Below are 14,396 nucleotides of genomic sequence, written 5' to 3'. Positions count from 1 at the left end.
GCTCATGACTGCTGCACGCTCCTTCCCAGCTCGTTGTCGATGAAGGCGAAGACCTCGTCGGCGCTGGCGTCCTGGATGCGGTCGGCGACCGAGGTGTCGGGGTCCTTGCGCTCGGCGGTCCACTGCGCGAGCACGGTCTGCAGCCTGAGCGCGATCTCCCGGTCCAGTTCCTCGTCCCGGTCGAGACCGGTGAGCGAGGTCTCGAGGCGGTCCAGCTCGTCGAGGATGGGCAGCCGGGCCGGGGCGGGTGCGATCAGGCCCAACAGGTACTGGGCGATGGCGTCCGGAGTGGGATGGTCGAACACGAGGGTGGCCGGCAGCTTGCGGCCCACGGCCGCACCGAGCCGGTTGCGCAGTTCCACCGCAGCCAGTGAGTCGAAGCCGAGGTCCTTGAAGGGACGGTCGGCGCGGACCGCGTCGGCCGAGCTGCTGCCCAGCACGGTCGCGGCCTGCAGTTGTACGACCTCCAGGAGCGCGCCCGCCCGCTCGGGCTCGGGCAGTGCGGCCAGCCGCTGCAGCAGCGCCTGCGCCGCTCCCGCGTCGGACCGGCGGCGCGCCGGAACCCGGGCGAGGCCGCGCAGCAGCGAGGGCACCTCACCGGAGCGCAGGGCCCGCTGGTCGAAGCGGGCCGCGGTGACGACGGGCCTGTCCTGGCCAAGGGCCAGGTCCAGCAGGGCGAGCCCCTGAGCGCTGGAGAGCGGGTGCACGCCGCCGCGGCTGATCCGCGCCAGATCCGCCTCGTCGAGGGAGGCGGTCATCGCGCTCTCCTCCTCCCAGCGGCCCCAGGCGACGGACACCGCCGCGAGACCGGTGGCGCGGCGGCGAGCGGCCAGGGCGTCCAGGAAGACGTTGGCGGCCGCGTAGTTGGCCTGGCCGGGGCTGCCGAGGGTGCCCGCGATCGAGGAGAAGAGCACGAAGTGCCGTACGTCACCGGCGAGTTCGTGCAGGTTCCAGGCCGCGTCCACCTTCGGCCGCATGACGGTGTCGAGGCGCTGCGGGGTCATGGATCCGACGAGCCCGTCGTCGAGGACGCCCGCCGCGTGGAACACGCCGGTGAGCGGCTGGTCGGCGGGGACGGAGGCGAGGAGGGCGGTGAGGGCTTCGCGGTCGGCGGTGTCGCAGGCGGCGAGGGTGACGCGGGCGCCCAACTCCTCGAGTTCCGCGAGCAGTTCGGTGGCGCCCGGGGCGTTCGCGCCGCTGCGGCTGGTGAGCAGCAGGTGGCGGGCGCCGTGCTCGGTGACGAGGTGGCGGGCCAGGAGGCGGCCGAGGGTGCCGGTGCCGCCCGTGATCAGGACCGTCCCGTCCATCGGGGCGCCTGCCGGGTCCGTCGGGTCGAGCCGCGCCAGCCGTGCGAGGTGCACCGTGCCCTCGCGGACGGCCAGCCGTGGCTCGTCCCCGTGGACCAGTGCGCCCATCCAGACGGCCGGATCGACGTCGGGAGCGGCGTCGACGAGCGCGAACCGGTCGGGGTTCTCCGTGAGCGCACTGCCCACCAGGCCCCAAACGGCAGCCGCGGGAAGGGAGTCGACATCCGCCGACGACCCCGCCGGGCCCCCCACCGGGACCGCGCCCTGGGTGACGACCGCGAGGCGCGACTGGGAGAACCGCTCGTCGGCGAGCCAGGCCTGGACGGTCTCAAGGACCTCCGCGGTGACCTGCCGCGCCTGCGCCACCGGATCGTCGCCGTCCGCCGTCGCCCGTACGACGACGACCTCGGGCAGGGGAGCGGACGCGGCGAGCGCGTCGAGGTCGGGGTGCGCCTCCGAGCCGAGTACGGCCCATCGCTCCGGCTCGACCGACGCCGACTGGGGGGCAGGGCTCCAGTCCACCGCGTAGAGCGGGTCCGTGGTGCCCCCGCCGAGCGCCGACAGCTGGTCGGGGTCGATCCGCCGCGAAGTCAGCGACCCGACCGTGGCGACGGGTGCCCCCGCCGGATCGGTCAGTTCCAGCGTGACGCTGTCGGGGCCGGCCTGGCTCAACCGGACGTGCACCGAAGTGGCGCCGGTGGACCGCAGGGTGACGCCCGACCAGGAGAACGGCAGCCGCACCCCGTCGGAGCCCTGCCCCGCCAGGCCCATCGTGTGCAGGGCCGCGTCCAGCAGGGCCGGGTGGATGCCGAAGCCCGACACGTCGGTGTCCTCGGGCAGCGACACCTCCGCGTACAGGACGTCGCCGTCGCGCCAGGCGGACGTGAGCCCCTGGAACAGCGGCCCGTACTCGTAACCGGCCGCGGCCAGATCGGCGTAGAGACTCTCCACGGGGACGGGTTCGGCGTGTGCAGGCCGCGCGGGCACCGGTGTCGGCGCGCCGTCCGAGACGGTGACGGCACCCGTCGCGTGCCGGGTCCAGGGCTCCTGCCCCCCGTCGGGACGCGAGTGCACGCCGACCCTGCGCAGCCCCTGCTCGTCCGGGGCGGCCACGACGACCTGTACCTGCACGCCGCCGCTCTGCGGCACGACCAGCGGTCCCTCCAGGGTCAGTTCGTCGACGGTGTCGCAGTCGACGCTCTCGGCCGCGTGCAGCACCAGCTCGATCAGCGCGGCACCCGGTACCAGGACGGTGCCGAGCACCGCGTGGTCGGCCAGCCACGGCTGGGCCTGGAGCGAGATCCGCCCGGTGAACACGCTGCCGTCCCCGTCGGCCAACTCCACGGCCGCACCGAGCAGCGGATGCCCGGTGGTGCCCAGACCGAGGCTCGTGGCGTCCCCGGTATTGATGGGGGTGTCGAGCCAGTACCGCTCCCTTTGGAAGGCGTACGTGGGCAGGTCGTCGGGGGGTGTGGTGCTCTGTGGCAGGTGCCAGTTGACGGGGAGGCCGTGGGTGTGGGCGTCGGCGAGGGCGTGGGGGAGGTGGTGGCCGTGGTCGCGGCGGAGGGTGGGGTGGATGGTGGCGGGGCGGTCGTCGAAGGTCTGCTGGAGTCCAATGGTGAGGACGGGGTGGGGGCTTGATTCGATGAAGTGGCGGTAGCCGTCCCGGTGCAGGAGTTCCACCGTCTCGTGGAAGCGGACCTGGTTGCGGAGGTTGGTGTACCAGTACTCGGCGGTGAGTGTGCTGGTGTCGATGGGCTGGCCGGTGACGGTGGAGTAGAAGGCGATGTTCGTGGTCTGGGGTTGGATGCCGTCGAGGGCGCTGAGGATCTGCTGGTGGATGGCTTCGACGTGGATGCAGTGGGAGGCGTAGTCGACGGGGATTTTGCGGGCGCGGATCTCCCGGTTCTCGCAGACGGCGACCAGGGCGTCGATGGCGTCGACCGAGCCTGAAACGACGGTGGTGGCGGGTCCGTTGGCGGCGGCGATGTGGACGTCGCCGTCGAGCAGGGGGGTGACTTGGTCTGCGGGCAGGGGGATGGAGGCCATGGTGCCGGTGCCGGCGAGTGCGGTGATGGCTTGGGCGCGCAGGATGACGGTGCGGGCCGCGTCGTCGAGGGACAGGGCTCCGGCGGCGTAGGCGGCGGCGATTTCGCCTTGGGAGTGGCCGATGACGGCGTCGGGTGTGATGCCGTGGTGCTTCCACAGTTCGGCGAGGCCGGTCATGACGGCGAAGAGGACGGGTTGGACGACGTCGACGCGTTCCAGGAGGGTGGCGTCGGCGTCGGTGAGGAGCTGGGTCAGATCCCAGTCGGTGTGCGGGGCGAAGGCTTGGGTGCAGGCGCGTATGTGGTCGGCGAAGACCGGTTCGTGGGCGAGGAGGTACTGGCCCATGGCGGGCCATTGCGAGCCCTGGCCGGGGAAGACGAAGACGGTCTTGCCGTCGAGCGCGGTGCCGGTGGCGAGGTCGGGGTGGGGCTGGCCCTCCGCGAGTGCCGTGAGCGCATCGGGGCTGAGGGCGATGGCGCGGTGCTCGAAGTGCGTACGGCGTTGCAGCGCGTGGGCCACGGCGAGTCGTTCGCCGTCGTAGTCGGCGAGGCGGGTGGCCGTGTCGCGCAGTGCCTGCTCGGTCTTGGCCGACACGAACCAGGGCACAGGACCGCTGCTCGCCGTGGGTTCATCGGCGACAGGCGTGGGCGTGGGCGCGGCGGTCGGGGCCTGTTCCAGGATCAGGTGGGCGTTCGTGCCGCTCAGGCCGAACGAGGAGACCGCGGCCCGGCGGGGCCTGCCCGGCTCGTCCCACAGTTGCCGCTCCGTGAGCAGGGAAACCGCGCCGGCCTCCCAGTCGACGTGCGGGGAGGGCGCGTCGACATGCAGCGTCTTCGGCAGGACGCCGTGACGTATCGCCTGGATCATCTTGATGATGCCGCCGACGCCCGCGGCGGCCTGCGTGTGACCGATGTTGGACTTCAACGAGCCGAGCCACAAAGGCTGTTCGGCCGGACGGTCCTGTCCGTACGTGGCGAGGAGCGCCTGCGCCTCGATCGGGTCGCCCAGTGTCGTGCCGGTGCCGTGCGCCTCGACCACGTCGACGTCGGCCGTGGTGAGTCCGGCGTTGGCCAGGGCCTGCTGGATGACGCGCTGTTGGGCGGGCCCGTTGGGGGCGGTGAGGCCGTTGCTGGCGCCGTCCTGGTTGATGGCGCTGCCGCGGATCAGGCCGAGGACGTGGTGGCCGTTGCGCTCGGCGTCGGAGAGCCGCTCCAGCAGGATCAGGCCGACGCCCTCGCCCCAGCCGGTGCCGTCGGCGGCCGCGGCGAACGCCTTGCAGCGTCCGTCGGCGGACATTCCGCGCTGGCGGCTGAACTCGGTGAACATGGTCGGCGCCGACATGATGGCGGCACCGCCCGCCAGCGACAGCGAGCACTCGCCGCTGCGCAGTGCCTGGGCGGCGAGGTGCACGGCGACCAGGGAGGAGGAGCACGCCGTGTCGACCGTGACGGCCGGGCCTTCCAGGCCGTAGGTGTAGGAGAGCCGGCCGGCGGCGACGCTGGTGGTGTTGCCGGTGCCGATGTAGCCCTCGAACCCGTCGGGAATCCGCGGCAGTCGAGCCACGTAGTCCTGCGCGCTGACCCCGGCGAACACGCCGGTCTGCGTACCGCGCAGCGTGGCCGGGTCGATGCCGGCGCTCTCCAGCGCCTCCCAGGACGTCTCGAGCAGCAGCCGCTGCTGCGGGTCCATCGCGGTGGCCTCGCGCGGGGAGATCCCGAAGAACTCGGCGTCGAACCGGTCGGCGTCGTAGAGGAATCCGCCCGTCTTCGCGTAGGTCTTGCCGGGCTTGCCGGGCTCGGGGTCGTAGATGTCCTCGTCCCAGCCGCGGTTGCCGGGGAGGGCCTCGACGGCGTCCACCCCGTCGTCGACGAGGCGCCACAGGTCGGCCGCGGAGCGCACCCCGCCGGGGAAGCGGCAGGCCATGCCGACGATCGCGATCGGCTCGGCGGCGTCCGTGCTCGTGCGTACCGCCGCTGCGGTCGGCGCTGCGGCGCTCTGTCCGCCCAGCAGCTTCTCGCCGACGTATCCGGCCAGTGCCGCCGGGGTCGGGTAGTCGAAGATCAGGGTGGCGGGAAGCCGCAGACCGGTGGCCGCGGACAGCCGGTTGCGGAACTCGACGGCCGTCAGCGAGTCGAAGCCCAGTTGCTGGAAGGCCTGTTCGGCGCCGATCGCGTCCCCGGTGGCGTGGCCGAGCACCATCGCCGCGTCCGTCCGCACCAGGTCGAGCAGCAGCGCCGCACGGTCGGCCTCGGGCAGGCCGGCGAGCCGCTGGTTGAGGGACGAGGCGTTGGCGCTGCCCTGTGCCGCCTGCCGGACCGGGCGCCGGGCCAGGTCGCGCAGTACCGCGGGCAGCGGGCCCGACGCGTCCACGCCGGACAGGTCGACCCGGGCGGGGACGAGGGCCGGCCAGGCGTCGTTCAGCGCGGCGTCGAACAGTGCGAGCCCCTGTTCGGCGGTGAGCGGGATCAGCCCTCCCCGGCGGCTGACCCGGGCGAGCTCCTCGGCGTCCAGCGTGCCGGCCATGCCACCGGTCGGCTCCCACAGGCCCCAGGCCAGGGAGGTCGCGGGCAGGCCGCGGGCCGCCCGGTGCTGGGCGAGGGAGTCGAGGAACGCGTTGCCCGCCGCGTAGGCGCCCTGTCCCGGGTTGCCCACCGCACCCGCGATGGACGAGAACAGGACGAACGCCCCGAGGTCCCGGTCCGCCGTCAGCTCGTGCAGGAGCTGGGCGCCGTCGACCTTCGGCCGCAGTACGCCGGTCAGGCGCTGCGTGGAGTAGCCGTCGAGGACACCGTCGTCGAGGACACCGGCCGTGTGCACGACCGCGGTCAGGTCGGGGACCTCGGCCAGCAGGGCGGTCACCGCGTCCCGGTCCGTGACGTCGCAGGCCGCGACCCTTACCCGGGCGCCGAGTTCGGTCAGCTCTGCTGTCAACTCCGCTGCTCCTGCTGCCTGTTCACCACGGCGGCTGGTCAACAGCAGCTTCCGGAACCCGCGTTCGGCGACCAGGTGCCGGGCCAACAGTGCGGCGAGCCCGCCGGTACCGCCGGTGATCAGCACGGTGCCTTCGCGGTCGATGCGGGGCGGCAGAGTGAGCACGATCTTGCCGATGTGCTTGGCCTGGCTCAGGTGCCGGAACGCCTCGGGCGAGCGGCGGATGTCCCAGGCCGTCACCGGCAGCGGCCGCAGGGTGCCCGCAGCGAACAGCGTGCCCAGCTCGGTGAGCATCTCCTGGATCCGGTCGAGCCCGGCGTCGAGCATGTCGAACGCCTGGTAGGCGACGCCCGGATGACGTGCGGCCACCTCGTCCGCGTCCCGGATGTCGGTCTTGCCCATCTCCAGGAACCGGCCGCCGCGCGGCAGCAGGCGCAGCGACGCGTCGACGAACTCCCGGGCCAGCGAGTCCAGTACGACGTCGACGCCCGCGCCATCGGTGACCTCGAGGAACTTCTGCTCGAAGTCGAGCGTGCGGGAGTTGCCCAGGTGCGCGTCGTCGAGTCCGGCCGCCCGGACGGCGTCCCACTTGCCGGTGCTCGCCGTGCCGAAGACCTCGACGCCCAGGTGCGGCGCGAGCTGCAGGACGGCACTGCCCACGCCGCCCGCCGCCGAGTGCACGAGCAGCCGTTCGCCCGGCCGCATCCCGGCCAGGTCCACCAGCGCGTAGTACGCGGTGAGGAAGACGATCGGAGCGGCGGCGGCCTGCGCGAACGACCAGCCGGCCGGGATCCGGGTGACCCCGCGGTGGTCGGTCACGACCTGCGGTCCCGTGCCCGCCGTCAGCAGGCCCATCACCGCGTCCCCCGGCGCCAGACCGGTCACGGCGGAGCCGACTTCGAGCACGATGCCGGCGCCCTCGCTGCCGATCTGCGCCTCGGTGGGATACATCCCCAGGCCGATCAGCACGTCGCGGAAGTTCAGGCCCGCGGCCCGCAGTTCGAGCCGGATGTCGTTCGGCCCGAGCTCCGCCCCGGCCTGCGCGTCCGGCAGCAGGGCGAGGTGTTCGAGGGTGCCCTTCTCGGTGATGTCGAGCAGCCAGGGCTCGTCCCCGTCGGGCACGGTCAGCGTGCCCTGCCCCGACTCACGGCGCAGACGCGGTACGTACGCGGTTCCTTCGCGCAGGGCGAGTTGCGGTTCACCGCTCGCGAGGGCCGCCGCCAGCGCGTCCTCGGTGGCGGCGCTCCGGTCGAGGTCGAGCAGCACGAAACGGTCCGGGCTCTCCGACTGCCCGGCCCGGATCAGCCCCCAGACGGTCGCCGCCCACGGGTCGCCGACCGGATCGCCGGGCCGGGCCGCCACGGCGCCCTCGGTGACGAACACCAGGCGCGAGTCGACCGAACGGGCGTCCTGTGTCCACTGCTTGAGGAGATCGAGCGCCGAGGCCGCCACCGCGTGCGCGCGCCCGGCACCCGTGTCGGTGCCTGGGTCGGTGTCCGTGCCGGTGCCCTGCGCCGGCGTGACCAGGACCGCATCGGGCAGCTCGGTCAGGCCGGCCAGGGTGGCCGCCAGGTCGTCCGTGCGCAGCAGGGAAACGGTGCGGTCCGACGGCAGCGGCAGAGTCGACCAGTCAAGGCGGAACAGGGAGTTCTGCGCGGCCGGGCGGGCCCGCAACTGCTCGGCGGCCACGGCACGCAGCACCAGCGAGCCGACGCTCACCACCGGCGACCCGGCCGGATCGGTGACGAGCAGGGACACCGCGTCGGACCCTTGAGAGCCGATCCGTACGCGGACCGTACTGGCATCCGTCGCGTGCAGTGCCACGTCGGTCCAGGAGAAGGGCAGGCTGATGGGCCCCGACTCCTCCTGGTCGAGCGCGGCGAGGGCGGCGAGCGTCAGCGGGTGCAGCGCGGCGTCGAGCAGCGCGGGATGCACCCCGAAGCGCCGGCTGCCGCCGGTGGCGTCGGCCGGCAGGGTCACTTCGCAGTACAGGTCGTCGCCGTCCTGCCAGGCGGCGGTCAACCCCTGGAAGGTGGGACCGTAGTTGAGGCCGAGGTCGGCCAGTCGCTCGTAGAAACCGTCCAGGCCGACCGCCTCGGCCCCGGCGGGCGGCCACGCCGCGTCGTCGGCGGCGGGCTCCTGCGCACCGGACGCGAGTACGCCCTCGGCGTGCCGGACCCAGGACGCGTCGTCCGCGTCGGGCCGGGTGTGGATCCACACCGACCGGCGCCCCGCCTCGTCCGCCGCCCCGACGGTCACCTGCACCTGCACCGCGGTCTGCTCGGTCAGCACCAACGGCGCCTGCAGCGTGAGCTCTTCGACCAGGTCGCACCCCACGTGCTCCCCGGCGTGCAGCGCCATCTCGGCGAAACCGGTGCCCGGCAGGATGACCGTCCCGTGCACGGCGTGGTCGGCGAGCCAGGGATGCGTACGCAGGGAGATCCGCCCGGAGAACACCATGCCCGCCCCGTCGGCCAGCGGCACGGCGGCACTCAGCAGAGGATGCGTCGTGGCCTGCTGCCCCAGCTGGGACGGGTCACCGAACGAGGTACTGGTGTCGAGCCAGAACTCCTCGTGTTGGAAGGCGTAGGTGGGGAGGGGGGTGGTGGTGCCGTGGATGGGCCAGGTGACGGGGTGTCCGTTGACGTGGGCGGTGGCGGTGGCGGTGAGGAGGGTGCGGGGTTCGTTGTGGTCGGGTCGGAGGGTGGGGGTGAGGACGGCGGTGGTGTCGGCGAGGGTGGTGGCGGCCATGGCGGTGAGGGTGCCGTCGGGGCCGAGTTCGATGAAGGTGGTGACGCCGGTGTTGTGGAGGGTGGTGATGCCGTGGTGGAAGCGGACGGCTTCGCGGATGTGGCTCGTCCAGTAGGCGGGGCTGGTGAGTTGTTCGGTGGTGGCGAGGGTGCCGGTGACGTTGGAGATGACGGGGATCCGCGGTTCGGCGTACGTGAGTGTGGCTGCGGCCTGCTGGAACTCCTCCAGGATGCTGTCCATGTGGGGGGAGTGGAAGGCGTGGCTGACGTTGAGGAGCTTGGTCTTGCGCCCGTTCTCCTTCCACCGTCCGGCGATCGCCGTAACCTCGTCGTGGTCGCCTGCGATGACGACGGACTGGGGTCCGTTGATGGCCGCGATGGACACCAACTCGCTGATGTCTGAGGCGAGTTCGTCTTCGGTGGCCTGGATGGCGGCCATGGCACCACCGGCTTGGGCGGATTGCATGAGCCGGGCTCGTGCGGCGACGAGGGTGCAGGCGTCGGCGAGGGTGAGTACGCCTGCGCAGTGGGCGGCGGCGAGTTCGCCGATGGAGTGTCCGGCCAGGTAGTCGGGCGTGACCCCCCAGCTTTCGAGGAGCCGGAAGAGGGCGACCTCGATGGCGAACAGTGCGGGCTGCGTGTTCTCCGTGCGCGCCAGCTGCTCTGCGTCGTCGCCCCAGATGATGTTGCGGAGTTCGGGTTCGAAGTGGTCCAGGATTGCGTCGAAGGCGGTCGCGAAGGCGGGGTAGGTGGCGTGCAACTCGCGTCCCATGCCCAGGCGTTGAGCCCCCTGCCCCGTGAAGAGGAAGGCGAGATCGCCGCCACCGTCGGTGCTGCCGGTGACGGTGGACGGGTGCGGGGCCCCGTTGGCCAGTGCGCGGAGGGCGTCGAGGCGGTCGTCGGTGGTGTCGGCGACGATCACCGCCCGCTGGCTGAAGTGGGTGCGGGTGGTGAGGAGGGAGTGGGCGATGTCTGCGGGCGAGTGGTTCGGGTCGGTGGTGACCAGGTCGAGGAGGCGGTCGGCCTGGGCGTGCAGGGCGGGGAGCGTCTTGGCGGACAGGGCCCAGGGCAGCGGGCCGTTCACCGTGGGGGTGGGCTCGGTGGGCTCCTCTGAGACCTGCTCCTCGGCCTGCTCCTCGACGTGCTCTTCCAGGACCACGTGCGCGTTGGTGCCGCTGATGCCGAACGACGACACGGCGGCCCGGCGCGGATGTCCGTTCGCCTCCCAGGGGCGGGCCTCCGTGAGGAGGGAGACGGACCCCGAGGACCAGTCGACGCGCGGCGTGGGCTCGTCGACGTGCAGGGTCTTGGGCAGGACGCCGTGGCGCATCGCCTGGATCATCTTGATGACACCGGCGACACCGGCGGCGGCCTGCGTGTGCCCGATGTTGGACTTCACGCCACCGAGGAAGACCGGCTGGTCGGAGGGGCGCTCCTGGCCGTACGTCTCGAGGATCGCCCGCGCTTCGATCGGGTCGCCGAGCTGGGTGCCGGTGCCGTGCGCCTCCACCGCGTCGATCTGCTGCGGCGTGAGGCGGGCGTCGGCCAGCGCCTGCTGGATGACGCGCCGCTGGGAGGGCCCGTTGGGCGCGGTCAGGCCGTTGCTCGCGCCGTCCTGGTTGACCGCGCTGCCGCGGACCACCGCGAGCACCTGGTGGCCGTTCTTGCGGGCGTCGGAGAGTCGCTCCACCAGGAGCATTCCGGCGCCTTCGGCGAAGTTCGTGCCGTCGGCCGCCCCGGCGAACGCCTTGGTACGGCCGTCCTTGGCGAGCCCGCGCTGCCGGCTGAACTCGATGAACGGGGCCGGGGTCGCCATCACGGTCACGCCGCCCGCGAGGGCCAGTTCGCACTCGCCCTTGCGCAGCGCCTGCACCGCCAGGTGCAGCGCGACCAGCGACGACGAGCACGCCGTGTCGAGCGTGACGGCCGGGCCCTCGAGCCCGAAGGTGTACGCCACCCGGCCCGAGGCGACGCTGCTCGTCGTGCCCGTGAGCAGAAAGCCCTCCAGGCCCTCGGCCTCGGCGTGGGAGTGCGGCACGTACTCCTGGTGGATCACGCCGGCGAAGACGCCGCCGCGGCGCCCGCGGACGGTCCCCGGGGCGATGCCCGCGTGCTCGAACGCCTCCCAGGAGAGCTCCAGCAGGATGCGCTGCTGCGGGTCCATCGCCAGGGCCTCGCGCGGCGAGATCCCGAAGAACGCCGGGTCGAAGCTGCCCGCCTCGTGCAGGAAGCCGCTCTCGGTGATGTAGCAGGTGCCCGGGTGCTCCGGGTCGGGGTGGTGCAGGGTGTCGAGGTCCCAGCCACGGTTGGTGGGGAACGTGGTCACGGCGTCGGCCCCGTCGGCTATCAACTGCCACAAGGCGTCGGGCGTTTCGGCCCCGCCCGGGTAGCGGCAGCTCATACCGACGACGGCGATGGGCTCGTGCTCACGGTCCTCGGCCTCGGTCAGTCGCCGGTTGGCCTGCCGGAGCTCGGCCGTCGCCCGCTTGAGATAGTCGCGAAGCTTCTGCTCGTTCGACATTCTTCTTCTGCTCCTAGGAGGAAAGTCAGGCCAGGCCGAGTTCGTCGTCGAGGACGCCGAACAGTTCGTCGTCGGTCGCCACCAACAGGTCGCCGGCCTCGTCGGGGCCGTCGTTCCACTTGCGGGCAAGTGCCTGGAGCCGGGCGGCGATCTGTGCGTGACCGTCGGCCTGCGCCCCGGCCGCCTCCAGGGCGGCCTCGATCCGGTCGAGGTCGGCCAGCAGCGCGGTGTGCGCGTCGACCTCGGCAGGAGCGAGAAGTTCGCGCAGGTGATGGGCGAGCGCGGTCGGTGTCGGATAGTCGAAGACCAGCGTCGTGGACAGCTTGCGGCCGACGGCGGCGCCGAGCCGCTGCCCCAGCTGCACCGCGCTGAGCGAGTCGAAGCCCAGCTCCTGGAAAGCCCGTTCGGCCTCGATCTGCTTCACGGAGCGATGCCCGAGCACGGCCGCGGCCTGCGCCCTGACCAGTTCGACGAGGACGGCCAGCTGCTCCGCCTCCGTCCGTCCGGCCAGTTCCTTGTGCAGCTCGGAAGTGTCCACCTGGGCCGCCGCCCGGGCCCGGCGCCGCACCGGCCCCCTGACCAGGGAGTGCAGCATCGGCGGCAGACCGCCCGCCTCCGCCTGTGCGCGCAGCGCCGCCGGGTCGACGCCCGCCGCGACGACCAGGCCGGGCCCTTCGCGCAGTACGGCGTCGAACAGCGAGAGACCCTGCTCGGTCTCCAGCGGGGTCACGCCACCGCGGGCCATCCGGGCCAGGTCCGCCTCCGCGAGATGTCCGGTCATGGCGCTCGCCTGCGCCCACAGGCCCCAGGCGACGGCGGATCCGGGCAGCCCGTGGGCCCTGCGCCGCTGGGCGAGGCCGTCCAACACGGCGTTGGCTGCGGCGTAGTTGCCCTGGCCAGGGGAGCCGAGGACACCGGCGGTGGACGAGAACAGCACGAAGGCGGCCAGATCCAGACCGGCGTCGCGGGTCAGCTCGTCGAGGAGCAGTGCCGCATCGGCCTTGGGCCGCAGGACCTTCTCGAACTGCTCCCGGGTCAGCGTCCCGACGGTCGCATCGTCGAGCACACCCGCGGCATGCACGACCGCGGTCAGCGGATGCGCCGCCGGTACGGACGCCAGCACCTGCCCGAGCGCCGCGCGGTCAGCGCTGTCGCAGGCCGCGAACGTGACCGACGCGCCGGCCGCCTCCAACTCGGCCGCCAGTTCGCCCGCACCGGGCGCATCCGCACCGCGACGTCCGACGAGCAGCAGCCGCCGGGCGCCGTGATCGGCGATCAGACGCCGGGCCACGAGCCCGCCGAGCAGCCCGGTGCCGCCCGTGATCAGCACGGTTCCCTCGGGGTCCAACGGGCGCGCCCCGGCCTCGTCCGGCACCGGCCGGGACACCAGCCGCGGCACCAGTACGGCGCCCTCGCGCAGCGCCAGTTGGGGCTCGCCCAGCGTGAGCGCGTGCCCGAGCGCGGCCTGGGACGCGTCGCTCCCGTCATGGTCGACGAGGACGAACTGGCCGGGGAGCTCGCTCTGCGCGGTCCGGATCAGGCCCCACACCGCGGCCTGCCCGACCTCGGGCACATCGGCCCTGTCGGCCGTCGCGACGGCGCCCGTCGTCACCACCACCAGCGGCCCCGACCCGGATCCGGATCCGGACAGCCGCTCCTGCACCGCGTCCAACACGGGGAAGAGCGCGTCGCGTACGGAGGCACCGGCGTCCAGACGCAGCACGGTCGCATCGGCGGGCACCTCGGCAGCGCCGCCGGAAGAACCGGCCACGCCGGTCCACTCCAGCTCGTACAGGGCCCGCTCGACGGGTGTGTCGTCGGCCGCACGGAAGGCCGCGGGGTCGATGGTCCCCAGGGTGAGCGAACCGACGGAGGCCACCGGGGCGCCCGTCGCGTCCGCCAGGGTCAACGCGTACGAGTCGGCCCCGTTGGCGGTCAGCCGGACCCGTAGCCCCTCCGCCCCGGTGGCCTGCAGGCTCACGCCGTGCCAGGCCAGTGGCAGGCGTGCCTGCGGCTCGTCGACGTCGGCTTCGGTGACGTGCCAGGCCGCCTCCCACAGCGCCGGGTGGAGGCCGTACCCCTCGATGTCGGTGTCCGCCGGCAACGCCACCTCGGCGTAGAGGTGTTCAGCGTCCCGCCACGCCTTCCGTACGCCCTGGAAGGCGGGCCCGAGCACCAGGCCGCCGGTGTCGAGCCGGTCGCCCAACGCCTCGACGTCGAGCTCCTCGGCCCCGGACGGCGGCCAGGAGGTCAACTCGGCACCCGAGGCCACGGCCTCGCTCAGCACACCCTCGGCATGCCGGGTCCACGGGTCCTCGTCGCCCCGACGGGCGTGGATCCGTACGGACCGCCGGCCCGCGTCGTCCCGCGCGCCCAACGCCACCTGGATCCAGACCGGTTCGTCGTCCGCGAGCACCAGCTGCGCCGACACGGCCAGGTCCTCTACGAAGCTCGCACCGGCCCGGTCGCCCGCGGCCAGCGCCAGCTCCAGGAACCCGGCACCGGGCAGCACCACGGACTCGCCCACCACATGATCGACCAGCCACGGAAGATCCGCCGCGGACAACCGGCCGGTCAGCAGCAGCCCGCCGTCGTCGGCCACCCCCAGCGCGGACTCGACCAGCGCATGCCCGACGGCCGCGAGCCCGAACCGGGCGGCGTCCCCGCGCTGCGCCAGGTCGTCGAGCCAGTACCGCTCGTTCTGGAAGGCGTAGGTCGGCAGCGGAGTGGTGGTGCCCTGTACGGGCCAGGTGACGGGGTGTCCGTTGACGTGGGCGGTGGCGGTGGCGGTGAGGAGGGTGCGGGGTTCGTTGTGGTCGGGTCGGAGGGTGGGGGTGA

Annotated in this window: 2 protein-coding genes; both read right to left on the bottom strand. The window is 73.0% G+C overall.

What is annotated here, in order from left to right; translation table 11 throughout:
• Window positions 1-2 precede the first annotated feature (2 nt).
• Complete coding sequence (locus tag ACIBUY_RS39100) at window positions 3-11,558, bottom strand: SDR family NAD(P)-dependent oxidoreductase (protein ID WP_399155198.1); 11,556 nt, start codon at window positions 11,556-11,558, stop codon at window positions 3-5.
• A gap of 25 nt (window positions 11,559-11,583) precedes the next feature.
• The coding region (locus tag ACIBUY_RS39095) for a type I polyketide synthase (protein WP_399155197.1) at window positions 11,584-14,396 on the bottom strand (2,813 nt) is incomplete at its 5' end.

The organism is Streptomyces sp. NPDC050085, assembly GCF_044460595.1.
In the GTDB taxonomy this organism is placed as follows: Bacteria; Actinomycetota; Actinomycetes; order Streptomycetales; family Streptomycetaceae; genus Streptomyces.
Note: the sequence above shows the minus strand (reverse complement) of the source record. Positions and strands in the feature narration are given on the sequence as shown.

Coding starts and splice junctions, on each gene's coding strand:
- ACIBUY_RS39100 (WP_399155198.1), bottom strand. CDS start 11,558: ATGTCGAACGAGCAGAAGCTTCGCGACTATCTCAAGCGGGCGACGGCC.